Source organism: Cupriavidus numazuensis (assembly GCF_905397435.1).
Classification (GTDB): domain Bacteria; phylum Pseudomonadota; class Gammaproteobacteria; order Burkholderiales; family Burkholderiaceae; genus Cupriavidus; species Cupriavidus numazuensis.
Window position 1 is genome coordinate 50,611 of the sequence record NZ_CAJPVI010000040.1, and the last position, 25,539, is coordinate 76,149.

General features: G+C 66.5%; 22 protein-coding genes. 16 read left to right on the forward strand and 6 right to left on the reverse strand.

Annotated features, from left to right (window positions below; genetic code table 11):
• Position 1: 1 nt before the first annotated feature.
• The 9 genes from KHO41_RS27420 (at position 2) to KHO41_RS27460 (ending at position 12,102) form a co-directional block, all read left to right on the forward strand.
• On the forward strand, positions 2 to 1,342 hold the full coding sequence (locus KHO41_RS27420) for a glycosyltransferase family 2 protein (protein ID WP_211956393.1): 1,341 nt from the start codon (positions 2 to 4) through the stop codon (positions 1,340 to 1,342).
• The gene (locus KHO41_RS27425) at positions 1,339 to 2,382 is read left to right on the forward strand and encodes a bactofilin family protein (protein ID WP_211956394.1); all 1,044 of its coding nucleotides are present in this window, start codon (positions 1,339 to 1,341) and stop codon (positions 2,380 to 2,382) included. Before KHO41_RS27420 ends, KHO41_RS27425 begins: the two co-directional genes overlap by 4 nt.
• 9 nt (positions 2,383 to 2,391) lie before the next feature.
• Complete coding sequence (locus KHO41_RS27430) at positions 2,392 to 3,456, forward strand: hypothetical protein (protein WP_244874054.1); 1,065 nt, start codon at positions 2,392 to 2,394, stop codon at positions 3,454 to 3,456.
• Between the two features lie 8 nt (positions 3,457 to 3,464).
• The gene (locus KHO41_RS27435; protein WP_211956395.1) at positions 3,465 to 5,309 is read left to right on the forward strand and encodes a polysaccharide deacetylase family protein; all 1,845 of its coding nucleotides are present in this window, start codon (positions 3,465 to 3,467) and stop codon (positions 5,307 to 5,309) included.
• Between the two features lie 83 nt (positions 5,310 to 5,392).
• Entirely contained in the window at positions 5,393 to 6,310 is a 918-nt protein-coding gene (locus KHO41_RS27440) for a YaiO family outer membrane beta-barrel protein (RefSeq protein ID WP_211956396.1), read from the forward strand.
• Positions 6,307 to 7,134, forward strand: a complete 828-nt coding sequence (locus KHO41_RS27445) for a hypothetical protein (RefSeq protein WP_244874055.1) — start codon at positions 6,307 to 6,309, stop codon at positions 7,132 to 7,134. Before KHO41_RS27440 ends, KHO41_RS27445 begins: the two co-directional genes overlap by 4 nt.
• 217 nt (positions 7,135 to 7,351) lie before the next feature.
• Positions 7,352 to 8,062 (forward strand): response regulator transcription factor, encoded by a 711-nt coding sequence (locus KHO41_RS27450; RefSeq protein ID WP_211956398.1) that lies wholly within the window; start codon positions 7,352 to 7,354, stop codon positions 8,060 to 8,062.
• Positions 8,055 to 9,731 (forward strand): FecR domain-containing protein, encoded by a 1,677-nt coding sequence (locus KHO41_RS27455; RefSeq protein ID WP_211956399.1) that lies wholly within the window; start codon positions 8,055 to 8,057, stop codon positions 9,729 to 9,731. Before KHO41_RS27450 ends, KHO41_RS27455 begins: the two co-directional genes overlap by 8 nt.
• On the forward strand, positions 9,706 to 12,102 hold the full coding sequence (locus KHO41_RS27460; RefSeq protein WP_211956400.1) for a CHASE2 domain-containing protein: 2,397 nt from the start codon (positions 9,706 to 9,708) through the stop codon (positions 12,100 to 12,102). The genes KHO41_RS27455 and KHO41_RS27460 overlap by 26 nt, the downstream gene beginning before the upstream one ends.
• Positions 12,103 to 13,095: 993 nt before the next feature.
• On the opposite strand, the gene KHO41_RS27465 is transcribed toward KHO41_RS27460, so the two are convergent.
• Positions 13,096 to 13,554, reverse strand: coding sequence for a MarR family winged helix-turn-helix transcriptional regulator (locus KHO41_RS27465; RefSeq protein WP_211956401.1), 459 nt, complete (start codon positions 13,552 to 13,554; stop codon positions 13,096 to 13,098).
• Between the two features lie 59 nt (positions 13,555 to 13,613).
• Between KHO41_RS27465 and KHO41_RS27470 the strand changes: the two genes are divergently transcribed.
• Complete coding sequence (locus KHO41_RS27470) at positions 13,614 to 14,090, forward strand: PaaI family thioesterase (RefSeq protein ID WP_211956402.1); 477 nt, start codon at positions 13,614 to 13,616, stop codon at positions 14,088 to 14,090.
• Positions 14,091 to 14,401: 311 nt separating this feature from the next.
• Here the strand turns inward: KHO41_RS27470 and KHO41_RS27475 are convergent, their stop codons facing one another.
• The gene (locus KHO41_RS27475) at positions 14,402 to 14,950 is read right to left on the reverse strand and encodes a VOC family protein (RefSeq protein ID WP_211956430.1); all 549 of its coding nucleotides are present in this window, start codon (positions 14,948 to 14,950) and stop codon (positions 14,402 to 14,404) included.
• Between the two features lie 116 nt (positions 14,951 to 15,066).
• On the opposite strand from KHO41_RS27475, the gene mhpA reads away from it, so the two are divergent.
• The 4 genes from mhpA to KHO41_RS27495 all read left to right on the forward strand — a co-directional run bounded on the left by mhpA (position 15,067) and on the right by KHO41_RS27495 (position 19,827).
• Positions 15,067 to 16,575: a bifunctional 3-(3-hydroxy-phenyl)propionate/3-hydroxycinnamic acid hydroxylase MhpA gene (mhpA, locus tag KHO41_RS27480; protein WP_211956403.1), complete on the forward strand. Its 1,509-nt coding sequence runs from the start codon at positions 15,067 to 15,069 to the stop codon at positions 16,573 to 16,575.
• Positions 16,576 to 16,634: 59 nt separating this feature from the next.
• Positions 16,635 to 17,480 (forward strand): fumarylacetoacetate hydrolase family protein, encoded by an 846-nt coding sequence (locus KHO41_RS27485; protein WP_211956404.1) that lies wholly within the window; start codon positions 16,635 to 16,637, stop codon positions 17,478 to 17,480.
• Between the two features lie 167 nt (positions 17,481 to 17,647).
• On the forward strand, positions 17,648 to 18,991 hold the full coding sequence (locus tag KHO41_RS27490; protein ID WP_211956405.1) for an MFS transporter: 1,344 nt from the start codon (positions 17,648 to 17,650) through the stop codon (positions 18,989 to 18,991).
• 80 nt (positions 18,992 to 19,071) lie between these two features.
• Complete coding sequence (locus KHO41_RS27495) at positions 19,072 to 19,827, forward strand: IclR family transcriptional regulator (RefSeq protein WP_244874056.1); 756 nt, start codon at positions 19,072 to 19,074, stop codon at positions 19,825 to 19,827.
• 47 nt (positions 19,828 to 19,874) lie between these two features.
• Here the strand turns inward: KHO41_RS27495 and KHO41_RS27500 are convergent, their stop codons facing one another.
• The 4 genes from KHO41_RS27500 to KHO41_RS27515 form a co-directional block, all read right to left on the reverse strand.
• Complete coding sequence (locus KHO41_RS27500) at positions 19,875 to 20,558, reverse strand: glycosyltransferase (RefSeq protein WP_211956406.1); 684 nt, start codon at positions 20,556 to 20,558, stop codon at positions 19,875 to 19,877.
• Positions 20,555 to 21,166 carry a class I SAM-dependent DNA methyltransferase gene (locus KHO41_RS27505; RefSeq protein WP_211956407.1) on the reverse strand — a complete coding sequence of 204 codons (612 nt, stop codon included), beginning with the start codon at positions 21,164 to 21,166 and terminating at the stop codon, positions 20,555 to 20,557. The genes KHO41_RS27500 and KHO41_RS27505 overlap by 4 nt, the downstream gene beginning before the upstream one ends.
• Positions 21,163 to 22,167 carry an acyl-CoA dehydrogenase family protein gene (locus tag KHO41_RS27510; protein ID WP_211956408.1) on the reverse strand — a complete coding sequence of 335 codons (1,005 nt, stop codon included), beginning with the start codon at positions 22,165 to 22,167 and terminating at the stop codon, positions 21,163 to 21,165. The genes KHO41_RS27505 and KHO41_RS27510 overlap by 4 nt, the downstream gene beginning before the upstream one ends.
• Positions 22,168 to 22,315: 148 nt before the next feature.
• Positions 22,316 to 22,960: a TetR/AcrR family transcriptional regulator gene (locus KHO41_RS27515; RefSeq protein WP_211956409.1), complete on the reverse strand. Its 645-nt coding sequence runs from the start codon at positions 22,958 to 22,960 to the stop codon at positions 22,316 to 22,318.
• A 74-nt stretch (positions 22,961 to 23,034) separates the two neighbouring features.
• Here KHO41_RS27515 and KHO41_RS27520 point away from each other — a divergent pair, with 74 nt between their 5' ends.
• Positions 23,035 to 24,564, forward strand: coding sequence for a flavin-containing monooxygenase (locus KHO41_RS27520; RefSeq protein WP_211956410.1), 1,530 nt, complete (start codon positions 23,035 to 23,037; stop codon positions 24,562 to 24,564).
• A complete protein-coding gene (locus KHO41_RS27525; RefSeq protein WP_211956411.1) occupies positions 24,561 to 25,523 on the forward strand; it encodes an alpha/beta fold hydrolase in 963 nt (320 codons plus the stop codon). Before KHO41_RS27520 ends, KHO41_RS27525 begins: the two co-directional genes overlap by 4 nt.
• Positions 25,524 to 25,539: the final 16 nt, after the last annotated feature.

The following is a 25,539-nucleotide window of genomic DNA, read 5'->3' on the forward strand; positions in this document are numbered from 1 at the left end:
GATGGGAACCATGGACACCCTGTCGCTAGTCAACCACGTTCTTCTCGCGGCCTCGCTGTGCATCATCGTGCTGCTGGTGATCTACACGGTGCGACACTACGTGTTCACGCTGAATCGCCTGTTCGGCCGCCAGCGCCAGCCGTACCTCGATATCGAGCATGGGGTATGGCCGCAGGTCGTGGTCTGCGTCGCCGCGCACAACGAAGAGCGCGTGATCGCGGATTGCCTGAACGCCCTGCTGGAGGTCGACTATCCGCACGACAGGATGACGATCATGCCGGTCAACGACCGGTCCACCGACGGCACGCGGCAGATCATCGACGATATCGCGGCGAAGCATCCGGGCCGCTTCTCGCTGTTTCACCGCACCGAAGGGCGCCCCGGCAAGGCGGCGGCCTTGCGCGACGCCACCGCGCTGATCGACGCCGAGATCATGATCGTATTCGACGCTGATTACCTGCCGGCGCGAGGTCTGATCAAGCAGCTAGTGGCGCCGTTTTTCGATCCGGAGGTCGGCGCGATCATGGGCCGCGTGGTGCCGGTGAATGCGGGCGCCAACCTGCTGACGCGCCTGCTCGACCTGGAACGCGCGGGCGGCTATCAGGTGGACCAGACCGCGCGCATGAACCTCGGGCTGGTGCCGCAGTACGGCGGCACCGTGGGCGGCATTCGCTGCCGAGCGCTGGCCGAGATCGGCGGCTGGAATATCGACACGCTCGCCGAAGACACCGATGTCACGTTCCGCCTGCTGCAGCGTGGCTGGAAGACGGTCTACCAGAACCGGTCCGAGTGCTATGAAGAGGTGCCGGAGGTGTGGCCCGTGCGGGTCCGGCAGATCAGCCGCTGGTCGCGCGGTCACAACCAGGTGATGGTGAACAATATCTGGAAGCTGATCACGAACCGGCGCATCAGCCTGCGCGAGCGGGTTGACGGCGCGCTGCTGTTGCTGATCTTCATCATGCCGCCGATCCAGCTGCTAGGGTGGGTGATTGCCGCCATCCTGTTCTACATCGCGGCGCAGTCGATCGTGTCGGGCTGGGTGTTCCTGACTGCGTTGCTTTGCTATGGCGGGCTGGGCAGCAATGCGGCGTTCTTCGAGATCGCTGCGGCCACCTACCTTGACGGCCACCGCAACCGCATCCGCCTGTTGCCGCTGAACCTGTTCGGCTTCCTGGTCAGCATGGTGGCGATCTCGCGCGCGGCCGTCACGCAGATCGCTGACGCAGTGCGCAAGCGCGAGCTGGTCTGGGACAAGACCGAACGCTTCCGTACGCCGGTCCCGGGCAGCGCCGGCGCCGTGCCAGCAGCCTCCGACACCCAGCCGGGCGGAGAGGCGCGATGACGGCAAACTACTTCCTGCTCGCCGGCGCGGTGTTGGGCCTGTTGTTGCTGCCGTTCGTGCCGGCGCTTTCCGAATGGCTGCGCCCGACCGACTTCGCGCCGCTGCCGATGCGGCGCGACCAGCCGAACAGCCTGACCTTCTTCGCCAATGGTTTCCGCTCGCGCCTGGTCGAGCAGCACGGGGTCGATCTGGACGCGCTGCGCACGGCGGGCAACACCTACGAGATTCCCGTGAGCAAGGCGCTCAGCGTCGGGCGTGATATCCGTACGCTGCAGCGGGACCAGCAGAAGGCGCTTGCGCGCGCGCTCGGCAAGGCCAACCATATCGTGGTATTCCGCGGCAGCGCGTGGCTGGGGCGGGACAGCCGCGTGCGCGCCGATCTCTACGTGGAGCGCGACTTCGAGGGCGGCGCCGGTACGCAATTGCGTGCGTGCCTGGCGGAAGGGAAGGTCCGGCTTGGCGAGAGGGCGGAGGTGCAGCGTTGGGTGCATGGGCGCCAGGTGCACCTCAAGGCGAATTCGCGCGTGGCGGGACGGGTTACGGCAGAGCACTTTGTCTGCTTTGCGGCGCCGGCGAGCTTCGAACGGGCTGGTGCGCCATCCGTAGTATTCGGCGATGTCGCCGACACCCCCAAGCCGGTGCCCATGCCGCAGCCGGTGGCTTCGCGCCAGGTGCTCGACGGCGATGCCGAGATCGGCCACGACAGCACGCTCGCGGGCGACTACGTGGTCCGCGGCGATTGCCGCGTGGCGGGCCAGATCGCGCTCGACGGCAGCATCAAGAGCCACGGCCATCTGCAGGTCGGCGATGGCGCCCGCATCATCGGCAGCCTTTCGGCACGAAAGAATATGGAGATCGGTGCAGGTAGCGCCATTCTCGGACCCCTGATCGGCTTCGAGGATATCGTGCTCGGCCCCAATTGCCGGATCGGACGTCCCGATGCGCCGACCACGCTGGTGTGCAACCGCTTGTTCGTCTCGCCAGGGTGCATCGTTCATGGGGTGATCACCACCCATGAAGGTGCGCGCTTCGCAGCGTAGGAGCCGGCTGTGTCGTGGCTCCCGAACCTGTTCCGCGGCTTCGCCGCCGCATGCCCGGCCCGCGGCGTGTGCCGGCTCGTACGGTACTGCGCCGGGATGTTGCTTGCCTCGGGTGTGTCGCTGACCGCGGCAGCGGCGGACTCCAGACCGGCAACGCCCATGTTCGAAGATTTCACGGTCGCCAATGGCGCCATGACCGTATTCGCCCACGGCGACTATGTGGAGCCCTACACCGCGATCTATGCGCTGCTGGTCGCGCACCGGCTCGGGGTGGACGTGCGCGCGCGTGCTGCGGCACTGGCGCAGTGGCTGCTGCCCTACCAGCAGGCGGACGGCCCGTTCCCGCGCATCTGCCGCAGCGGCGAAACGCAGTGGGTCGCCTGCGGTCCGGCCGATGCCGACGATTCGCTTGCGGTGTTCTGGTGCCAGCTGGCCAGCGAGGTGCTCAAGGGCGATCGCGCACTGGAGGCCAGTTGCGGCAAGTCGCTGGAGAACCTGGCCACGTTGTGGGATCCGCAGCGTGCCACGTTCCGGGCACGGTTCGGTCGGCCCGAGGCTTATTTTGCCGACAACGTCGAAGTGATTGGCGCGCTCGGAAAGCTGCGCGCCCGGCCCGACACGGCGGCGCGATACGCGCGCGAACTGTCGCAGCTGCCTTCGCAGAGACTGATGCTCGACGGGCTGGCGAGCAGCTACGGCTACAACCCGGCCGTGGCGCTGGAGCCGGCACGGGCCACCTTGCCGCCGGCGCCCTACGGTTTCTATCCCAATGTGGTCGCCCCGGTCTATCTGTGGCTATGCGATGTGACCACCGGCTCGCAGGCGGCACGCCAGTGGGCCGTCTGGAAACACCGCCATGCCGAGGACTGGCTGGCCGGCAAGAGCGACCACTATCCGTGGGGCGTAATCGCATTGGCGGCTTACCAGGCTGGCGATCGCGAGAGCGCCGCCGCGTGGCTGAAGGCATCGGCCGCGTGGCGCGCGCAAGGGCGCTGGAATGTACTGGAGGAAGGTGTGCGGATCGGGCTCCTGCATGCCATGCCTGACACGGCCGACAGGCCCAACATGCAATGAGGTTGAACTTGCTGAAAGTATCCGCGTGGCGCAAGCATGTCTTCGGCGTGCTCGCACTGGTGGCGATCGTGGCGTGCGCGCTGCTGGCGTATCGCAGCATGAACGAAGGGCCAGGCAAGCCGCAGAGCGACAGCATCGTGCTGGTGGTTCCCGACAACCTGTCGGGGGAGAACCGCATTTACGCGCAAGCCTGGATGGACGCCGCGCTCGAAGAGGGCGTGCGCCTGAGCACGGTCACGGCGTCAGAGTTCGTGCGCCATGGCCTGAACGGCGAGCGCGACTATTCCGCGGTGATCCTGCCAGACACGGTGCACCGTTCGATGACCACGGCATTCGTCAACAAGGTCAGGCAGTTCGTGGAGGCCGGCGGGGCGCTGATGCAGGTGTATGACGCCGGCATCCTCAACGAGAACGGCTTCTACGAGCAAGGCGCTTCGCGCATGTCGGATGTGGTCGGCGTGCAGTACGGTTTCTATGCCAGGCTACGCAACGACATGGCGCACCAGGCGACGGTGTATGGCGCACCGGAGGTCATGGTTGGCCTGCACATTCCGCCTGGCCGCTGGATCGCCAAGGACGGCCGCGCAATGCTGTCGGGCTATGGCGAAGACATGCTGCGCTATCCGGCCATGCACACCGGCAGCGGCTACACCGGCAAGGTGCTGATGGTATCGGACGAGAACTCGATCATTGCCGGCGAGCGCAAGCTCGGCAAGGGCCGCGTGCTGTTCGTGAACCTGCCGCTGGGTTATCTCAAGCTGCGCACCGACGGCGTGTTGCTGCACGGCTTCCTGAACTACTTTGCCACCGGCATGCTGGAACAGCCGAAGCTGTCGCCGGCGCCGCAGGGCATCGGCGGGCTGGTGCTGAACTGGCACTGCGATGCGCAGATCTGCATCGACGCGGTCGACAGCCTGATCAAGGACGGCGTATTCAAGCGCGGTCCGTTCAGCTTCCATATCACCGCCGGGCCGGACCAGCGCCAGTTCAACGATGGTCGTGGCGTCGATCTTGCGAACAACGCCGCGTTCACCGAAGTCGTGCGCGGGCTGATGCGCGACGGCCATGAGATCGGCAGCCATGGCGGCTGGATCCACGACTGGTTCGGGCTCAACGTCAACGAGAAGAACCAGTCGTCGATGGAGATCTACCTGCAGAAGAACGCGGATGCCATCCAGACGCTGACCGGCAAGCCGCAGACGGAGTACTCGGCGCCAACCGGCAACCAGCCGGAATGGGCGACGCGCTGGCTCGACGAGCACCACGTCAAGGCCTACTACTTCACCGGCAACATCGGCCAGGGGCCGACACGTACCTATCGCAACGGCCGTCGCGACGAGCATATCTGGTCGTTCCCCGTGCAGACCTATGGCCAGTACAGCACGATCGAAGAAGCCTACATGTCCGACATTCCGGAGACGGAGATAGCGAACTGGCTCACGTCGCTGGTGCGCTTTGCTGCCGGGACCGGCGAGATCCGCCTGATCTACTTCCATCCGCCCGGCGCCGTACGTTACTTGCGCGCCATCGACGCGCTGCTTGAATCTGCCGACGCCGAACAGGCCCGTCACCAGTTCCAGTGGCACACGATGACGCAGATGGCGGACTTTGCACAGCGGCGCGAGCAGACCGTCTGGCGTCTCGCCTCGGACCGCAACGACGTCCGCGTCACCGCCGAAAACAAGGAATCGCTCGACGCCCTGACGTGGCTGTTCCCGACCGACCGCTATGCCAGGCCGCGTGTGGAAAGCGGACAGGGCAGCGTGTCGATGCAGGGGGCAAGCTGGAAAGTGGTGGCGGGCCCCGGGAACCGGATCGTGATTGCCGCAGCGTTGAAGGGGAGCGGAGCCTGATGGCGCCGCACCGATCGCCGCGAATGAGTTTGGTCAGTATGAATTGGGTCAGTTGGACCGCAGCTAATTGGGATGAATTGAGCGTGAATTGGAATCGAATCGTATGGGGTGCTTCGCTGGCAGCATCCGCCCTGGCCATGGATGTTGCCCGCGCGCAGGGCGAGGTGCAGCCTGCCGCGGTTGAGCCGGAGGCCACGCTGGCCCAGGATGCATCCTCGATGACGCCCATGCCGATCCCAGTTCCGACGCCGCGGCCCATGGCGATCCCGCAGCCGCTGCCGGTGCCCTTCGAGCCGGAGAAGGGCGCCATCGAAGTCGTGCTTGGCAACGGCCGCATGACCAACGGCTATGGTGGGGCAACTGCCGCCGCCGTGCGCGGCATGGCCGTGACACCGCTGGGCGTAGTACAAGGCGAGCTTGATCACCAGAGCCGCTTCGGCTTCAGCGGCCAGTACGGGGCGCTGTCGCTGACGCGCGACCTCTCCGAGGATTACTACATGACGGTGGGCGCCGGCGCCGGCAGCAGCGAGCTGTTCCCGAGCTGGCGCGTCGATGCCAGCGGTTACCGCAAGTTCGGACCGGACCGCCGCTTCGTTGCAGGGCTGGGCGCCTACTATGCCAAGGGGCAGGACGGCGGACGTTCAGACCACGGCGTGTTGCTGAGCGGGCTCGCGTACTTCCCGTCGCTGGTGGTCGAAGGCGGCCTGCGTTTCAACCGCGCGAACCCGGGCCAGGTGTTCGGTCCGAGCCAGTATGTGGCCGCCACCATTGGCAGCGACGAGAAGCGTGCGTTTATCCTGCGTGCCGAGCACGCCCGCGAGGCCTACCAGGTGTTCACGACTGGCACCGAGCGCGTGGACTTCGACAGCTACAGCTTCAGCGTGCAGTGGCGCGAACGGATTTCCCGCTCGCTGCTGCTGCTGATCGGCGCGCAGTATTACCACAACCCCAACTACAGCCGCACCGCCGGTGAAGTGGGTTTCCGATGGAGTTTCCGGTGAACGGCACCGCCGCCCCACAGGATCCGCAGCAGACCAGGCGTCCCGCTGCCGCGCGCGGCGAGCCGCTGCAGCGCGTGACAGGCTATCGCGGCGACCGGTTCGAGAAGCACCGCGCCATGCGCCGGCTGGCGTTTCCGCTGACGCGCTGGATCGACGTGCTGCTGATTCCAGCCTTGCTCACCTATGCGTTCTGCGCGGGGTGGCCATGGGTGGCAGACCTCTGGCGCCGCATGATCGGCTTCTGGAGCGCTGCGCTGGGCGGCGAGATCTCGCTGCAGGCGGACCCCGCGCTGTTGCCTGGGTTCGGGACAGTGCCATACGCGCACGCCAATGCCGCCTTGCCCTCGCCGGTGCAGTGGCTGTGCGGCATGGTGATCACGCTGGTGCTGCTGTTCGGTACGCGGTGGCTGACTTCGGGCCGCGCGCTGCCGCTCGCCTACGGGCTGCGGCTGGTCGGGCTGATCCAGGCCAGCGCGCAACTCTACTTCTATGCCTGGCCTGCGAGCTTTCCATACGACGCGGGCAAGTCCATCGCGTCGCTGACGCAGGCTTCGGTGCTGGTCATCGCCATCACGCCGTGGTTGTACGCGCTGATCTACAACGTGCTGGACTTCGGCTTCGTGCGCAAGCTTCTGCTGTCGGCCATGGCCATGGCGTACCTGATCGTGCTGATCCCGCTCCAGTACACCCTGGCCGCCTCGTTGCTGCTCCATTTTTCGGTGCTGTGGTATCCGATGGTCTTCCTGCTCGGATCGATCTTCGTCCAGTTCGGCACATTGGTGGCGCTGTACGCCTGGGCAATGAGCTGGAAGCCGCGCAACTGAAGCGCGTTGCATGCCGTTTGTCTTGTGTCCTGGGGGCGCAAGCCGCGGTTGAGTAACATTGTGGTTTTGTGGCGATGCTTCGGCCAGGCTCGCTGCCATGCATTCCTTACGGCCGCGCTCTCCTGGTGGTTCAGGGGGGAACAAAGAAAATCAATAACCCACGACCGCAGGATCGCATCAGCAATTTGCAGTCGCAGCAGGCAGAAGGGTGTGAGGGATGAGGATTGCCTCGGTAGAAGACGATCCGGACCAGGCGGATCTGATCCGGAAAATACTGGGCGAGGCCGGATTCGAATGCGAATCCTACGCCACGGGTGCGGCCTTGCTTCGTGCATTGCGCGAGCAGGCATTCGACTTGCTCGTCGTGGACTGGCAATTGCCGGACACCAGCGGTTTCGAACTGGTGAGCTGGGTGCGCCAGACTTCCGGCGCCATGCCGCCGATCCTGTTTCTGACCAGCCGCACCGCTGAAGACGACATCGTTGCCGGCCTGAGCGTCGGGGCCGACGACTACATGCTCAAGCCGATCCGATCCGCCGAACTGCTGGCGCGCGTGCGCTCGCTGCTGCGGCGCGCCTATCCCGAGACCGCGCGCGAGACGGACATCATCCGGCGCGGCAGTTATTGCCTGGATCCGCGCGCGCGCACGATTGCGCTTGGCGGGGAGCCTGTCTCGGTGTCGCCGCGCGAGTACGAACTGGCGCTCTTCCTGTTTCGCAACATGGGCCGCTTGCTGTCGCGCGATGTGGTCGAGCAGGCCGTATGGGGACGATCCATCGGCACCGGCTCGCGCACCATCGATACGCACATGTCGCGCCTGCGCATCAAGCTGGCGTTGCGGCCCGAGAATGGCGTGCGGCTGACGTCGATCTATTCGCACGGCTACCGTTTCGAAGAGGCAGATGCCGGGGACGGCGGCCATGCGTAAGGCCGCCGCGGCAAGTACCGGAATCGCTCTGGCATTGTGGCTGGCGGCGTCCGGGCCGGCGCAAGCGGGAGCGGCCGGTGCAGAAGGCGCCGATTTCATCTACGTGGTCGAGCGTGGCGACAACCTGTTCAACGTGGCCGAGCGCTTCATGGCCAGCGCCGAAGGCTGGCGCCTGCTTCAGGCGCGCAATGGCGTGGCCGATCCTTATCGGCTGGCGCCCGGCACGCGCCTGCGCATTCCACTCGGGCAGATTCCCGAGCAGCCCGGCGCGGCGCGCGTGGTCTTCGTCAACGGGCAGGCGCAGGCCGACGGCGAGCCGCTGCGTCCGGGCATGGCGCTGCGCGAGGCCGCGCGTATCGTGACCGCGGCCGGAAGCACCGTCACGCTGGAGCTGCCTGACCGTACGCGCGTGACGCTGCCGCCGGCCACTACCGTGGCGGTGCGGCGCCTGCGCACGTTTCGCAAGTCGGGCCTGACCGATACCGTGATCGGCATCGAGCGTGGCCAGGCTGACACGCGGGTAGCACCCGAGGGGGGCGGCGTGGGCCGCTTCGAACTGCATACGCCGATGATGGTGACGGGTGTCCGAGGCACGCGTTACCGTGTGTCCGCCGATGCCGCCGGCAGCCGCAGCGAGGTGCTGGAGGGCCGCGTCGGCGTCAGTCTTGCGCGTGCGGGGGCGGCATCCGGTATGGCGGTGGTGGCTGGTTACGGCATCGGTGTAGCGGCGGGCGCTGGCCTGTCGCAACCCGTCGCGCTGCTGCCGGCGCCACACCTGCTGCCGCTGCCTGATACCGTGCTGGGGCCGGCGGCGGAGGCCGCGTGGCAGCCCGTGCAGGGCGCCGCCGGCTATCGCGTCTCGGTCGCGCGCGATACAGCGCATACCGAGCTGGTCTGGACCGGCGAAACGGCGGACACGCATGTCGGCCTGGATGGGCTGCCCGAAGGATCGCTCTACCTCGCTGTGAGCGCCATTGACGTGCAACGCCTGACCGGCAAGCCCGCATCCGTGCCGTTTGTGGTGCGGCTCAATCCGGCAGCGCCATTCACGCTGCAGCCGGCCGCCGGCACCGTGCGCTATGGCGAGTCGGTCGCGTTTGAATGGGCGGCCGTGGGCGCCGCGGCATCCTACGAACTCGCCGTGTCCGCCGATGCGGGGTTTGCCGCAACTGCAGCGACGCAGCCAGCCCGGTCAGAGCAGGCCGCACAGAAGCTTGGGCCGGGCGCCTGGTTCTGGCGTGTGCGTTCGCTGGACGCTGCCGGTCGGCCAGGACCATGGTCGGCCGCTGTACCGTTCACGCTCGAGCCCGCGCCGCCCGTGCCGACGCTGCGCGACGACGGCGACCGCCTGCGTATCGGCTGGCCCGCGGACGCGCGGGCCACGGCGGGATACCGCGTGCAGATCGCCGAAGACGCCGGCTTTACGCGCATGGTGGCGGACCAGCGCAGCGCCGACAACGAAGTGGCCCTGCCGCGGCCACCGGCCGGTACGTACTATGTGCGCGTGGCGCGCGCCTTGCCGGACGGCAAGGAGCCGGAGGCCTCGTTCTCTGCGCCGCAGCGTCTCGACATCGTCGCGCTCCTGCGTGACGGACAGGGCGTCACGATCCGGCTCGGCAACGGCACCCGCGACGAGAGCGGCCATGACGCCGGCATCCGGATCCGGTAATCCCTGGCGGCGCGCGCCGGAGTCCGCCTTCGGGCGGCGCACGCTGGCCGAATGGGCGTTGCTGCTGGCTGCCGTGCTGGCGCTGGTGACGGTCGTCGCGCGCCATGGCTGGGCCGAGCGCGCCGACCTGGCCATCTACGATCTTTCCATCCAGGCGCAGCACCACGCGGCGCGCAACGACATTGTCATCGTCGCCATCGACGACGCGAGCATCACGGCCATCGGCCGCTGGCCCTGGCGCCGCACGGTGCTGGCCGCGCTGGTGGACCGCATTGCCGCCGGCCACCCGCGCGTGATCGGCGTGGACGTGATCCTGACCGAGCGCGACACGCGCTATCCGAAGGACGATGCCGTGCTTGCCCGCAGTTTCGCCGCAGCGGGCAACGTGGTGCTGCCCGCGCTGGCCGAATCATCGGCCAATGGCATGGTGGTGCGCTATCCGCTGGCCGGGCTGGGTGCCGGGGTAGGGCACATCAACCTGACTGTGGACACCGACGGCGTGGCGCGGCAGCTTTACCTGCTCGAAGGTCCGGCACCCGCGCAACAAGCCGGGCTGCCCCATGTCGCGACGGTCATGGCGTCTTGGGGCCGGCCGCAGCAGCCGGTTGCCAGCTATCGACATGAGCCGGCCAGCGTGGCCGATGCGTTCGGCTGGGAGCGCCGATACCGCTTGCGCATCCCGTTCGCGGGCCCGCCGGGCACGTTTGCACGCGTTTCCGCGCGCGACCTGCTGGAAGGCCGCGTGGACCCCGCCATATTCCGTGACAAGGCCGTTCTGTTCGGCGCCATCGCGACCGGGATGGGCGACGTATTGCCCACGCCGGTTGCGCGCAACGGGCGCGGCATGAGCGGCGTGGAAATCCTGGCCAATACGGTGCAGACGCTACTGGACAACGATGCCATCGTCGCGGTGCCGCGGCCCTGGGAGGTGGCGTGCACCGTGCTGGCCATACTGGCGGCCGCGCTCGCCGCACTGGTGCTGACGCCGCGCGGCGCGCTGCTCGCGACAGGTGTGGTGGTAGCGGTGCTGCTGGCCGGCCCGCCGCTGCTGCTCGCCGGTGCACGGCTGTGGTTTGCGCCCGCAGCGGCGCTGCTTGGTTGCCTGATGTTTTATCCGTTATGGAGCTGGCGCCGCCAGGAAGCCGCACTGCGCTTTCTCGCGGAGGAACTGGCGCGCCATGAGCGCGAGTCCGACCTGCCTTCCGCTTCCGCGGCCATTGGTGCCACGCTCGAGAGCCGCATGCGTGCGGTCTATCGCATGAGTTCTCGACTGCATGACCTGCGCCGCTTCCTGGCCGACGGGCTCGAAAGCCTGCCCGAGGCGACGGTGATCTGCAACCTTGAAGGCGGCGTGCTGCTCGCGAACCGGCGCTGCGTGGCGCTCGTGCCCGGGGTGCTGGGCAACGGCCACGGCAGCGTCGCGCAGAGCGGCCATACCGGTATCGACGGTGGCGCGCGCCCGGATATCCGCGCGGTGATCGCGGTATTGTTTGCCGCGCCGGAACCAGCGCTGGAATACTGGCAGGCGCTGCATGCGCGCAGCGCTGCAGCGGGTGGCTCCGACGATGGCATCGAGCTAGCCGCGCGCGATGAGCGCCGCTACCTCATGCATGGCGCGCCGCTGCATGACGAGCAGGGCACGGTGGCCGGGCTGATCGTGAGCTTCATCGACATCACAGCGATCCGCGTGGCCGAGCGCCAGCGCGAGCAGATGCTGCGTTTCCTGTCGCATGACATGCGCTCGCCGCAGGCGTCGATCCTCGCGCTGATCGACCTGCATCGCGGCGCGGCCGGCGACGCGCCGCCCGCGGAGCTGCTCACGCGGATCGGCGCGCATGCCCGGCGCACCATGTCGCTGGCCGACGACTTCATTCGCGTCGCGCGTGTGGAAACGCAGCCACTGGCGCTTCATGATGTGGATCTGGCGGGACTGGTACTGGACGCCACGGATGAGATGTGGACACTGGCCAATGCCGGCGGCGTGCCCCTGAAGGTGGACGTGCCTGATGACCCTGCCATGATCCGTGCCGAGCCGGCGTTGCTCGTGCGGGCCATCGGCAATCTCGTCAGCAACGCAATCAAGTTCAGCCCTCGCGATTCGGCGGTCGTGGTCGCGTTGCGGGCGGAGCCAGAGGGCTTCGCCGTGTCGGTGTCGGACCATGGGCCCGGTATTCCGCTTGCGCAGCAGCAACGGCTGTTCGAGCCATTTGCGCGGCTGCATGAACATGCGGCCGGTGCGCCGGCTGGCAGTGGGCTTGGGCTGGTACTGGCGAAGACTGTCGCGGAGCGGCACGGTGGCAGCATCCGGGTGGTGAGCGATGCGGGGGAGGGGGCGACGTTTTTGCTGCGCCTGCCGGCGCCGGCTTGTTGACACAATTGTTGGCAGTTGTGTTGCGCGGATTTGCCTAGGATGTGGGGGTCGTGTGGCCCCGCTACGCACGGCTTGTGACGCTCGCTCTGGCCCCTCCCAGGTTGTTTGCTGGAGTGGGCGTTTTTTTTCGGGATCATTGATGAGGTTGTCGTACTTGGCGGGCGCCGCTGTTTCGCCGGCGTAGCCGGCGGGGGTTCTGTGGTTGGGATTGATGTGTCGTTCTTGGCCCGCGCCGCTGTTTCGCCGGCGTAGCCGGCGACCTACTCTTTTGTCCGAGCGACAAAAGAGTAGGCAGAAAAGCGCGTCGTTGCCGCTGGCCATCAATTCCACGGCGGCAGGGGTTCAAACGGCTTTGGACGCCTGCGATGGTGGTCGGCCGTTCCAACCTGCTAACGCTATGTGAGTCAGAACCTGTGCCTGACGCGGCACGGCTTTTGGACGATCCCCAAGACGGACTCGGGTACAGCGTTCCAACAACGTCAGTGGTGGGACGCCTTCGGCTGCGCTGCGCGCGCGTCGTCGTCTGGGGGCAAGCTCATCAACGTCGCTGGCGCCGGAGTTCCGATTTCGTTTCTCTACGCGCATGCAATGCGCCCAAGGCTTCGTCACCGAGGCGAGGTTTGGGTCAGACCTTCGCGATCTTACTCCGAGCCGCGCGTAGCGCAGCCGTAGGCGTCCCCGTGGAGGCGTTGTTAGTAGGGACCACTCCGTAATCCGGGTTCGCTCGTACGCGCTGTCCCATCCTAATCATCTACGCGGCAGGCAGTCCAGCGGACCTCTGATGCCTCAATGGCATTGAGCTCTGGATTGACCACGTAAACGCGCTTTTGCCTACTTTTACCGCTCGGGTAAAAGTAGGTCGCCGGCTACGCCGGCGAAACAGAGGCGCCTGCCAAGATCGACAACCCATCGCGAACGCAAAGCCCCCGCCGGCTACGCCGGCGAAACAGCGGCGCCTGCCAAGAGCGATAACCTGCCCCCACCCCAATCCCTCTACTCACCAAGCCCCGCCGCGGCCACCATCAGAACGTCCGCACTTTCGAATCCCAGTCTTTCCCCTAACGCCCGATTCGCCGGCTGCCACAAGGCATGCGCGCGCGCAAGCCGCACGGCTCCCGCTTCCGTCAGCCACACCGCGCGCCGGCGTCGGTCATGCTCGGAAGCAACGACCTCGGCAAAGCCCGCGCCGACGAGCTGATCGACGTTGCGGGACATGGTCGACTGGTTCAGGCCAGCCCGCTGGGCGAGTCCTGCAATGGTGTCATCGGGCGCGGCGGCAATCAGGCACATCAGGCTGAACTGGGTGCTGGTAAGGCCGGCCGGAATCAGCGCACGATCAAGTTCCGCCGTGATCCGGCGCGCCAGCAGGCGTGCCTGCAGGCCGAGGTCGGCATCGAGCGCCGCGGCTGCATCGGTGCGAAGGGTATGGATACCTTGTTTTCGCCTGGTCATGCGGCTAGTATATGCAAATACATTCAGTGTATCTACATGTAATTAATACGGAGACTGACGTGACGAACTATCGCTATGGGGTTGCATCGCCGGCCGAGATCGCGGAGATGAGCGGGAAGGCCGTGCTGGAAGCCATCATCGACGGGCGGCTGCCGCAACCGCCGATCTCCCAGATACTCGGCTTCCGGCTGACGGAAGTGGGCGATGGATTCGCAGTGTTTGAAGGCGATCCAGGCACCCACCTCTTCAACCCGATGGGTACCGTGCATGGTGGGTGGGCGCTGACGCTGATCGACAGCGCCACGGCTTGTGCGGCCAATTCCGTGTTGCCGGCAGGCACGGGCTACACGACGGTCGAGACCAGGGGCAATTTCTCTCGGCCGATCAAGGCCGACACAGGCCGCGTGCGTGCGGAGGGACGCGTGATCAACCAGGGCCGGCAAATCATCACGGCGGAGGCGCGCGTGCTCGCCGCCGACGGCCGCATCCTGGCCCATGGCAGTTCTACGTTGCTGGTGCTGGCGTCAGCCAAGTAGAAGCTGGCAGTCCCGGCGCTGTGTCGCCGGTCAGTTGTGTGCCCCGCCACGTCCGGCAGCCTCACGTCCCACCCTACATCCCCTGCTTCAAGCCGTGCATGCGCGATGTGCGCCGCGGCAAGCGCGTAGCGCACCGCGATCAGCGGCCGTACGTGCGTGCCGAGTTGCGGCCAGGCCCTGGCACCCAGCCGCGCGCTGAACGCGGCCTCTATCTTCATCGCTCATTGGGCGCTGCAGCGACCCTGCGACTACACCCTTCCCGCGCATAAGCTCGCACAGCAGGGCGCCGGGCCCGGCACCATTCCCTGGCATCACACAAGTCCCATCCTCTCCGCCATGCGCGCCTGCCAATTGCTGCGCGGCTCGAAGCCCGGCAACGAACGCGCGTGCGCCTCGATCTTCTGCATCAGCATGTCGTCGGACTCGGAGAAGTCGACCGCCACGCGCATCGGCTGGCTGACGTACCACGGCGTATCGACGAACAGCTCCAGACGGTTGCCTTCCGGATCGCGCGCATACACGGACACAGCATTCCCGTGCGTGATCGGATGGATGTCGGTGGCGCCTGCGGCCTCCATGCGCTGGTACAGGTCGCGCAGCGTGGCGAGGCTGTCCGCGCGCAGCGAGATCTGGTTGATGACATTGAACGGCACCTGTTCGGGCCGGCCCGTGGCCAGCACGATCTGGTGATGCTCGGCCGGGTCGCGGCTCAGGAAGACCAGCTCGATCGGGCCCGCGGGGCCGTCGAGCTTGCCAGCGTCGGTGATGGTGAAGTCGAGCAGCGCCGTATAGAAGCGCGTCATCGCGGGCAGATCCCGCACATAAATGCCGACGTGGCTGAAAGCAAGGCCCTTGCGCATCATTCGTCTCCTGAAAATATCGAATCTTGATAGCAGGCAAGATTCGGTTTGACAAATCATTGGAATTCGCAGAATACTACTATCAAATTGTGATAGTCAAATGATTCGGAGGCGAGATGCTTGTCGATGTCGCGGTGATTGGGATGGGGCCGGTAGGCGCCACATTGGCCAACCTTCTGGGTCGATACGGACTCAGCGTGGCGGTGCTGGAACGCGAGGCCGTGCCTTATCCGCTGCCCCGGGCGGTGCACTTTGATGCGGAATGCATGCGCGTCTTCGATGCGATCGGCGTGTCCGCCGAAGTCGCCGGCGATTGTCGGGTATCCACGGGCATGAAGTTCGTGAATGCCGAAGGCCAACTGCTTGTGGACTGGCCGCGTCCCGAAGACGTCGGTCCGCAGGGATGGCATTCGAGCTACCGGTTTCACCAGCCTGATCTCGAACGCACGCTGCGCCAATGTCTGGCCAGCCAGCCGAATGTGACGGTGCGCACGCGCTGCGAGGTCTATGGGCTGGAGCCCTGCGCCACCCATGTCACGGTGCGCTTCGAGGACCTGAGTCGCGGCAAGCTCGAAGCGATTGACGCCGCCTACGTGATCGGCGCCGATGGCGCGCGGTCGCTGGTGCGCCGCCTGATCGGCAGCGAGATGACGGACCTTGGCCTGCATGAGCGCTGGCTGGTCTTCGACGCGCTGCTCAAGCGGCCGTGGTCCGTGCTTGGCGATTGCAGCGTGCAGTTCTGCGACCCGTCGCGCCCCGCGACCTATGTGCGCGGCGTTGGCAACCGTCGCCGCTTCGAGATCATGCTGCTGCCCGATGAAGACGCAGCCGAGATCGCGCGGCCCGAATCGGTGTGGTCGCTGATCGACAAGTGGATGACGCCGGAAGACGCCGATCTCGAACGCGCGGCGGTCTACACCTTCCATGCGGTCGTCGCGCAGCGCTGGCGACAGGGGCGGCTTCTGCTCGCGGGAGACTCGGCACACCAGACGCCGCCATTCCTCGGACAGGGACTTTGCGCGGGCATCCGCGATGCGGCGAATGTCGCGTGGAAGCTTGCGGCCATCCTCAGGCATGGCGCTTCGGAAGCACTGCTCGACTCCTATCAGGGCGAACGCGCACCGCACGTCACCGAGTACATCCGGCTTGCCGTCGAACTCGGCGGGATCATCCAGGCACGCGACCCGGCCGAAGCCGCCGAGCGCGACCGAACGCTGGCCGCCGCACCGCGCCAGATGCGCAGCCTGAGCCCGCGGCTCGGCGCCAGCGCACTTCGCCTTCGCGAGCCGGCGAGCGGCATGGTGTCGGCCCAGCCGGCACTGGCCTCGGGCGAACGTCTGGACCAGCGCGCCCGGCGCGACTTCGCGATCCTGATGAAGCCGGGCCTGCTCGGCGAGAGCCAGCGAGATGCGCTGCGTCAGCTCGCGCCGTACCCCGTCACGATCATCGAAGACGACAGCGCAGGCACGCACGCATGGCTCGACGAACTCGATGCTGCCGCCGTACTTGTCCGTCCCGACCGCTACGTATTCGGCACGGCGTCGAACCTGCCGCAGTTGCAAGCACTGCTTGTGCAGCTTGCCGAATCGCTGCAAGGCACGAAGGCTACGGTAGCCGCAGCCTGACAGCAAACCACCGTTCCCATTTCCCCCACTCCCATCTGAACCCCGAACAGGAGAATCACATGCAATTCATCAGCTTTGCGCGCCAGGGCAAGAACAGCTTCGGCGCCGTATTGAATCAGGGCGTCGTCGATCTCGGTGCGCGTCTCGGCCTGACCGACCTTGGCGCCGCACTGCGCCGTGACGGCGTGGAAGCGCTGAAGAACGCCGCCGTGAAGGCCGATGCCGATTTCGCGCTCAAAGACATCGACGCCTATCGCCCGGTCGTCGCCGATCCCGACAAGATCCTCTGCGCAGGCCTGAACTACGACGAGCACGTTCAGGAAACGAAGAAGCAGCGCACCGACCACCCCACGATCTTCATGCGCGTGGCGGCCTCGCAGGTGGGCCACCAGCAGCCGATCCTGCTGCCGCCGGAGTCGGAGCGCCTCGACTATGAAGGCGAAATCGCCATCGTGATCGGCAAGGGCGGCCGCCGCATTTCCGAGGACCGCGCGTTCCAGCATATCGCGGGCTTTGCCTGCTACAACGACGGCAGCATCCGCGACTGGCAACTCCATACCTCGCAATGGGGGCCGGGCAAGAACTTCGAAGCCACGGGTGCCTTCGGTCCGACGCTGGTGACATCCGATGAAATCGGCGAGAACGAAGTGCTGACGCTGGAAACGCGCCTGAACGGCAATGTCATGCAGAAGGCCACCACCGACATGCTGATCTTCTCGATCCCCACGCTGATCGCCTACTGCTCGAGCTTCGTCACGCTCGCGCCGGGCGATGTCATCGTGACCGGCACGCCGGGCGGCGTCGGCGCCAAGCGCAATCCGCCAGTGTTCATGAAGGACGGTGATGTCGTGGAAATCGAAGTGAGCAAGCTCGGCGTGCTGTCGAACCCGATTCGCGCCGAGTAAGCCAACCCGCGGATGCGGCCCTCCGCATCCGGTTTGTTCCTCAAAGCCCTGGCGCCCGTTGCAGGCGCCACGGGCATGTTTTTGCCCTGTTTTTCGCAGCGGTCCCAGGGACATGGCCCGACTGGCAATGCAGTACGTCCCAACATAATCATAAGACGGAGACAAGCATGGATATACGCGAGGCCGTGCGCACGCAGCCAATGCGGGCGTCGCAGATTCTGATCGTGGCAATCTGCATTCTCATCACCATGATCGACGGATACGAAATCATCGTCATGCCGTTCGTCATTCCCACGCTGGCCAAGGCATGGTCGCTCAGTCCGGTCGAAGTCGGCTACCTGCTGAGCGCGAGCGTCCTTGGCATGGCGCTCGGGGCGATCCTGGTTTCGCCACTTGCCGACAGGATCGGGCGGCGCACACAGATCCTGGTATGCCTGGGCTTTATCACGACGGGCATGCTGCTGTCGGCAACGTCCGGCACGCTGGTGGAACTCATTGCCTATCGCACATTCGCCGGCCTGTTTATCGGCGGTGTGATCGCCAGCATCAATGTGCTCGTATCGGAATTCAGTTCGGACAAGCGCCGTGGCGTCGTGATGGGTCTGTACGGCATCGGCCTGCCGTTGGGCTCCGCGCTGGCGGGGCTCATCGTCACGCCCTTGCTCGCCAGCTACGGCTGGCGCGCGCCGTTCATCTTCGGCGGCGTGCTCACGCTGCTGATGCTGGTACTGGTCTTTTTCACACTGCCGGAATCTGTCGAGTACCTGATCGACAAGCGGCCGCGCCGCGCGCTCGAGAAGTACAACGCGATTGCGGCTCGCCTTGGCTTCGCGCCATCGCGCGAGCTGCCTGCGGCTTCCATGCAGACGGTGCGCAACGTAGCGTTGAGATCGATCTTTGGCGGCGGCATGCTCAAGCGCACGCTATGCCTCTGGATTGGCTATGCCGGGCTCACCGCGGCGTTCTACTTCGCGAATACGTGGACGACGAAGATCATCGCCGATACGAGCGGGAACCCGGCGCTTGGCGTGCGAGCGGGCACGCTGATCATGGTCGGCGGCGTCGCGGCGGCGCTGGTGTTTGCCGCACTGTCGCTGCGGATCCGGCCTGTGCTGGTGACCGCCGGCGTGCTGCTCGGTGGCGCGGTTGCCTTCGCGTTGTATGCCACGCAGATTCACAACTTGTCGATGGCGCTGCCGCTTGCCGTGCTCGTCGGTCTGTTCGTGAATGGTGGCATCGTCGCGTTCTATGCGATCAGTCCTGCGGTGTATCCGGCTGTGGCGCGTGGCACCGGTGTCGGACTGATGATCGGATTCGGCCGGAGCATCGCCGTGATCGTGCCGATCTGGACTGGGTACATGCTCGCGCATGGATGGACGCCGTTGCATCTGTATCAGTTCTTTGGCGGGGTGCTGGCGGTGGGCGGGGTGGCGATTGTTGTGCTGGACCGGAGTTATGCGGTGGACAGGGCGGGAGATACTGGTCGAGGCCGGGTGGTTGTGCTGGACTAGCGCCGCGTTGCCGATTGCCTCGGCTGGCGGGCGGGTAAAATGACGCCACTCTCACAATGTGAACGTCAGCCCCTTCCTCCATGTCCAGCCTCACCAAGATGCTTTCGATCCTTGACCTGTTCACGGTCGAGAAGCCCACATGGTCGTCCGAGGCGATCTGCGAGTACCTTGGTTGCTCGGTGCCGACGGGGTATCGCTATGTGCGCGAACTGGTCGACGCGGGCCTGCTCGCGCGCCTTGGCGATGGAAGCTACGCGCTTGGGCCGCGCGTGATGACGCTGGACTACCAGTTGCGTACCGTGGATCCGTTTTTCCGCGCGGGCCAGCCGCTGATGCAGAACCTGTCCGAGCAGACCGGCTGCGACTGCGTGATGACGCGGATCTTCGATGACGAGATCGTCGACACCCACCGCGAGTCCGGCGCCGATGGCCTGCACCTGGCCTATGGCCGCGGCCGGCCGCGGCCATTGTTCCGCGGCGCGGCGCCCAAGGTCATCCTGGCCACGCTGTCGCGCGCGCGGCTGTCGCGCCTGTTCGACAAGCACACCGCTGAAGTGCGCCAGGCTGCCATGGGGCAGACTTTCGACGAGTTCTGGAGCAGGCTGCAGGAAATCCGCAAGGCCGGTCACTACATGTCCCGGGGCGAACTCGAAGCGGATGTCGGGGCCATCGCCGTTCCGTTCTTCGCCAGCGGGCCCCAGGCCGTCGGGGCCCTCGCGCTCGTCATTCCGCTGCGGCGCTTCGAGTTCATGCATCACGCCAAACTGCTCGAACTGCTGCAGGACACCGCTACGAAGATTTCCTCTGCCGTAGCCACGGACGCGCTGCCGCGCTGATCGGTGCTGGCCTGCCAGGTCCCGCGTTGCCTGAGTGACGTCGCTGACTACACCGGCGGCACATCTGCGGAAAGCGCGGCCAGCATGGCAAGGTAATCCGCAAAGCCGCCTAGCGCACGTCCCTTTGCGCGCGCGCTGGTCATGACCCGCGGCTGCGTGCTCCATGCGATCTGTGCATTCAGCGCGATGAGGCGCTGCACCAGCGCCACGTCTTCGCTGCTCGCATGCGGCGGGAAGCCGCCGGCGTGACGGTAGGTGCGCGCGCAAATGCCGAAGTTGGCGCCGTGGATGTGCCGATGGCCGTCCTTGCGGCAATATCGCGCATCGAACCTTGCGGGGACATGGGCCGGCTGCTGGCTCCAGTCCTCCACCGTCACCAGCCCGCACACCGCATCGGCGCACAGTGCCAGTTGCGCCACCAGCCAGTCCGGCGCCACGCGGCTGTCGGCATCGGTGAAGGCGAGCCAGCGCGCTTCGCGTGCGAGCAGATGCTGCGCGCCAAGATGGCGGGCGATGCCGACATTGCGCGCGGCCATGGTCAGGCACGTCACCTGTGCCGCCGCATGACGTTGCGCGATGGCAAGCGAGTCGTCGGTGCAGTCGTCGAGCACGACCACGAGCATCACCGGCTCGCCGTTCAGCGCCGGATGCAGCGCCGCCACGCGCAGCGCCATCAGGCACGCTTCGAGGCACGACTCCTCGTTGTGTACGGGCACCACGACGCCGATCATTGCAGGGCCTCCCGCATGCGTAACGGCTGCGCATTGCGCGACCAGACTTCCAGCAGGAAATCGGGCTCGAGGTGTCGCACGTGCCGGTACAGTCCGGGCTGGCGCGCAATGGCCGCGTGGATATGGCGCGTTGCCATCTGCCGCTCGGCGAACGGGCGCAGCCAGTGGCACGCGACGATAGTGCCGGCTGGCGCAAGCGCGCTGGCAGCATGTTTGACCGTGGCGATCCAGTCGTCCGGCGTGAAAAAGTAGCCCAGTTCGCTGAGCACGATCAGGTCGAAGCTGCCGGCGGGCCATTCCTGCGGCAGCCGGGCCACGCGGCCCTCGACATGCGCGTGGCCGGCTACGCGCGCCAGCATGCGCTCGACGGCACGAGCGGCCACGTCGATGGCCAGCAGCGCATCGCATCGGCAGGCGAGCCGCTCGGTCAGCATGCCCGTGGCGCAGCCCGCTTCGAGTGCGCGCGCGTATCTCGCTTCGGGCAGCGCGGCCATGAGCAGGTCGCGCTTGCGTGCTTCGTACCACAGTGTCTCGAAGCCCCACGGATCGTCCTGTTCGAAGATGGCGTCGAAGTCTTGCGCGGAGGTCGGGGAGGTCGCGGAGGTCATAGCGCGTAGTCGCAGTCGGTGTGGCTCACTGCGGTTCCCAACACTGCAAGGTCGCGTTCGGCGTGGCTCTGCCGCAGGAATACAGGCAGGTCCGCATAGAGCGAAGCAAGGCGCGCATTCCGGCAGAGCGGTCCGGCGCCAAGCACATTGCCCGCGCGATGCAGCACGCGCTGCACGGCGGCTTCGACGGCCGTGCGCAGGCGCATCGCGGCGACGAATGCATCTTCGGTCGGATTGGCGTCGATCCATGCGGCGGTTTCCCGCAGCAACGCGGCAGCGGCATGGAGATCGCCATCGATGGCGCCGAGGTGCGCGGCGGCGTGGGCGTCGCCGTGCTTGCGCATCGTGTCGCGCACCGCCCATGCGAGCGGCAATACCGAGCCGTACCAGCAGGCGGCGATGCCCGCGCCGCCATGCCAGAAGCCGGGGCGTTCGAGATAGGCGCGCGGGCCGCCGACCTGCAGCGCGGGACAGTCATGCAGCAGCACATCGCCACTTGCGGTATCCGCCATGCCGACTGCATGCCATCCATCGGTCGTGATCGTTACGCCCGGGCCGCCCATATCGATCGCGGCGAGCACGGCAACGTCATCGTCGCCATGGCAGGTCAGCAGGGCATGGGACACGCCGCCCGCGCCCGAGCACCAGGCCTTGCGTCCGTTGAGCAGGAGCGGCTTGCCATGCGCGATATCCGCGCGTGTTGCGAGCGTTTGTGCATCGACGTCCGGCGCCGGGCGTGCGCGGACACGCGCATCGGGCGGCTCGGCGGCCCATATGGCCCAGTGGGTGTCGCGACCGGGACATGCACCCGCTACCTCGGCCAGGATCGCCAGCGCATCGGCATGGGCTTCGAACAGCTTGATGGCGACCGGTCCCTGCGTGGCGGCGATGGTGGCGAACACCTGCCACCGCGCGGCGGTATGGCCGTGTCCTGGCAGCGGAATGTCGCCAGACGGCCTCTGGCTGTCGATCAGGCCACGGATCGTATCGCGTAGGTTCATGGTGGCGAAGGAGAGCGGTCGCGCATGACGGCGCGTCCGCAAGTTCCTTGCCAGTCTCGCGCTACGACGGTACAGCGGCTACAGAGTGCCTATGCCACCGAACATGCAATCTTTACCGGTGCCAGTACTGCGCTTCTGAAAAAGTGAGTCAGCCCGGTTTGCGCGCGAGCACCATTGCCAGTTCAACCGCGGTGGCGGCCACCGTGTCGACGTCCGGCGCATAGCCGTCGCGGATCCAGCGCAGCGCGATATGCACGACACCGCCCGCGACGCCCGCCAGCAACAGGGGATCCGCAGTCTGTCCGGCGGGCAGCAGCGTTTGTGCGAGCAGGCCCCCGAACGCGCGCAGCGATTCGTCGAGCGCTTCGTCGACGCGCTTGCTGACGCCGCGGATCTCCAGCAGGAACACCCTGGCCGAACGCGGTTCGCGCTGCAGCGCACCGAAGTACGCACGCAGCATGGCCAGCGCGCGCTGCTGCCGGCCGCGCCCGGCATCTTGCGCTGCATGCTCGATCGATTGCAGCAGCAGATCGGTCACGGCGCGGAACGAGGCTTCGAGCAGCGCCTCGCTGTTGGCGAAGGACTCGTAGAAATAGCGTTCGGTCAGACCAGCCGCCTCGCAGACCGCCTTGACCGTGGAGTTCTGGTAGCCGCGCTCCCCATAGACCTGGATGGCTGCCGCGATCAGCTGGCAACGGCGCTGCGTACGGCGCTCGTCGGCTGCTGCACCGCGGTAGCGGCGGGCAGTGGAGGTCTCGGTGGGCTCGGTCGGCGCGGTCGTCATGGGGGCCATTATGACATTCCCTATTGTCAGATTGCATCTGACAACCTATGGTGTCAGAAGTGACCGCATCCGGGAAATCCGACATGACTGCTGCCGCACCTGAAGACACGTTGCTCGATGTGCTGATTGTCGGTGCCGGCTTGTCGGGCATCGGTGCCGCGCGGCAGTTGCAGCAGCGGTGCCCCGGCAAGCGCTTTGCCATCCTGGAGGCGCGTGAGGCCATTGGCGGCACCTGGGACCTGTTTCGCTATCCCGGTATCCGGTCGGATTCGGATATGTACACGCTCGGTTACCGCTTCAAGCCATGGAAGGGCGCGAAAGCAATTGCCGACGGTCCGTCGATCCTGTCCTATATCCGCGAGACCGCCGACGAGGCGGGCATTACGCCGCACATCCGATTCGGCCACAAGGTGGTGAGCGCGGCGTGGAACAGCCACGAAGCCTGCTGGACGGTCACGGCCGAGCGTGGTGCCGATGGCAGCCGGCAGCAGTGGCGCGCGCGGCTTCTGTATGTGTGCGCGGGCTACTACAGCTACGCCGCGGGCCACCGGCCGGCCTTCGCGGGCGAGGACAGTTTTCGCGGACGCATCGTGCATCCGCAGTTCTGGGACGCTTCGCTCGACTACGCCGGCAAGCGCGTGGTGGTGATCGGCAGTGGCGCTACTGCTGTGACGATGGTGCCTGCCATGGCCGGCACGGCCGCGCACGTGACCATGCTGCAGCGTTCGCCGAGCTACGTCGTGACACGGCCCGGCGAGGACGCCATTGCCGCGAAGTTGCGCCGGCTGCTGCCGGAAGGACTGGCCTATGCCGCTACGCGCTGGAAAAACGTGCTGCTCGGCATGTTCTTCTTCCAGCTCGCGCGTCGCCGGCCGGAACGCGTCAGCGAGCGCATGATCGGCATGGCTGCCGCGCAGCTCGGTCCTGACGTCGATGTCGGCCAGCACTTCACGCCGCGCTACAAGCCGTGGGACCAGCGCGTATGCCTGGTGCCGGACGGCGACCTGTTCCGCGTGATCCGCGAGGGCCGCGCTTCGGTCGTGACCGACACCATCGACCGCTTCACGGAAGACGGCATTGTGCTCGGATCGGGCCAGACACTGCCGGCCGATATCGTCGTGACGGCGACCGGGCTCAAGCTCAATATGCTCGGCGATATTGCCCTCAGCGTGGACGGCCAGCCGCGCGTGCCGGCCGAGCAGATGGCCTACAAGGGCATGATGCTCAGCGACGTGCCGAACCTGGTGCTGGCCTTCGGCTACACCAATGCCTCGTGGACGCTGAAAGCGGATCTCACCGCGGAGTACGTGTGCCGGCTGCTGCGCTACATGGACCGTCGTGGGTATCGCGCGGCCATGCCGCGGCGCAACGCCGCGGTACAGCCCACGCCTTTCCTGGACTTCACGTCCGGCTATGTGCAGCGCGCCGCCAGCGTGTTGCCCCGTCAGGGCGACCGCAAGCCATGGCGGCTCTACCAGAACTACCTGATGGACATGCTCACGATCCGCCACGGCCGCATTGACGATGGCGTGCTCCAGTTCGATACGCCCCATGCCGCGTCAGCGCCGCGCAAAGCGCCGGTCAGCCTGTCGGGCGGCGAGGTACAACCATGACCTTCCTGTTCTATGCAGTGCTGGCTTTCGCGGCGCTCTTCGCCGCCCTGTTCCTTTACACCGTGCGCAAGGTGCGGCGCGTCGAGGCCGCGCTGCCGCCCGATGGCCGTTTTGTCGATGTACCCGGTGCGCGCCTGCATGTCGTCGAGCGCGGGCAGGGGCCCGCGTTGCTGCTCGTGCATGGCCTGTCGGGCCAGCTCGGCAATTTCGGCTACGGCATGATCGAGCCACTCGCGCGCGATTTTCGCGTCGTGGCGGTGGACCGGCCTGGCTCGGGCTATTCCGTACGCACTGCCGGCGCGCGCGCAGACCTGGCGGCGCAGGCCGACGTGCTGGCGGCGCTGATCGACAAGCTCGGATTGGAGCGGCCGCTAGTGGTCGGCCATTCGTTAGGCGGGGCCATTGCGCTTGCGCTGGCGGCAGGCCATCCGGATCGTGTCGGCGGACTCGCCCTGTTGGCGCCGCTGACGCATCCGGCCGAAGAGATTCCACCGGTGTTCCGGCCGCTGACCATCCGGCAGCCCTGGCTGCGCCGGTTCGTGGGGTGGACGCTCGCGGTGCCGATGTCGGACTTGCGGCGCGACGAGGTGCTGGACATCGTCTTCGGCCCCGATCCCGTGCCTGCGGACTTCGCGCTGCGCGGCGGTGGCATGCTGGCTTTGCGGCCCAGCCATTTCGTTGCGGCGTCGGAGGATCTGGTCGCTGGTGTGCCGAGCCTGCCGAGGCTGGTGGCGCGCTACGGAGAACTGCGCCTGCCGGTGAGCATCCTGTTCGGCCGCGAAGACCGGATACTCGATCCCGCTGCCAATGGCGACGCCCTGGTGAACAAGATGCCCGGTGCCACGCTGACGCTGGTGCCTGGCGGGCATATGCTGCCGATTACCGCCGCCGCGACCTGCGTCGATTTCGTCCGCGAAGCCGCGGCGCGGCTGCGCGAAGGTCAGCAGGTGGCGGCATGAGTGCAATGCCCCGCGC

Excerpts from the sequence above, each read along its gene's own strand:
- KHO41_RS27420 (WP_211956393.1), top strand. The coding sequence starts at position 2 with ATGGGAACCATGGACACCCTGTCGCTAGTCAACCACGTTCTTCTCGCG.
- KHO41_RS27425 (WP_211956394.1), top strand. The coding sequence starts at position 1,339 with ATGACGGCAAACTACTTCCTGCTCGCCGGCGCGGTGTTGGGCCTGTTG.
- KHO41_RS27450 (WP_211956398.1), top strand. The coding sequence starts at position 7,352 with ATGAGGATTGCCTCGGTAGAAGACGATCCGGACCAGGCGGATCTGATC.
- KHO41_RS27455 (WP_211956399.1), top strand. The coding sequence starts at position 8,055 with ATGCGTAAGGCCGCCGCGGCAAGTACCGGAATCGCTCTGGCATTGTGG.
- KHO41_RS27460 (WP_211956400.1), top strand. The coding sequence starts at position 9,706 with ATGACGCCGGCATCCGGATCCGGTAATCCCTGGCGGCGCGCGCCGGAG.
- KHO41_RS27465 (WP_211956401.1), bottom strand. The coding sequence starts at position 13,554 with ATGACCAGGCGAAAACAAGGTATCCATACCCTTCGCACCGATGCAGCC.
- KHO41_RS27475 (WP_211956430.1), bottom strand. The coding sequence starts at position 14,950 with ATGCGCAAGGGCCTTGCTTTCAGCCACGTCGGCATTTATGTGCGGGAT.
- mhpA (WP_211956403.1), top strand. The coding sequence starts at position 15,067 with ATGCTTGTCGATGTCGCGGTGATTGGGATGGGGCCGGTAGGCGCCACA.
- KHO41_RS27485 (WP_211956404.1), top strand. The coding sequence starts at position 16,635 with ATGCAATTCATCAGCTTTGCGCGCCAGGGCAAGAACAGCTTCGGCGCC.
- KHO41_RS27490 (WP_211956405.1), top strand. The coding sequence starts at position 17,648 with ATGGATATACGCGAGGCCGTGCGCACGCAGCCAATGCGGGCGTCGCAG.
- KHO41_RS27495 (WP_244874056.1), top strand. The coding sequence starts at position 19,072 with ATGTCCAGCCTCACCAAGATGCTTTCGATCCTTGACCTGTTCACGGTC.
- KHO41_RS27500 (WP_211956406.1), bottom strand. The coding sequence starts at position 20,558 with ATGATCGGCGTCGTGGTGCCCGTACACAACGAGGAGTCGTGCCTCGAA.
- KHO41_RS27505 (WP_211956407.1), bottom strand. The coding sequence starts at position 21,166 with ATGACCTCCGCGACCTCCCCGACCTCCGCGCAAGACTTCGACGCCATC.
- KHO41_RS27510 (WP_211956408.1), bottom strand. The coding sequence starts at position 22,167 with ATGAACCTACGCGATACGATCCGTGGCCTGATCGACAGCCAGAGGCCG.
- KHO41_RS27515 (WP_211956409.1), bottom strand. The coding sequence starts at position 22,960 with ATGGCCCCCATGACGACCGCGCCGACCGAGCCCACCGAGACCTCCACT.
- KHO41_RS27520 (WP_211956410.1), top strand. The coding sequence starts at position 23,035 with ATGACTGCTGCCGCACCTGAAGACACGTTGCTCGATGTGCTGATTGTC.
- KHO41_RS27525 (WP_211956411.1), top strand. The coding sequence starts at position 24,561 with ATGACCTTCCTGTTCTATGCAGTGCTGGCTTTCGCGGCGCTCTTCGCC.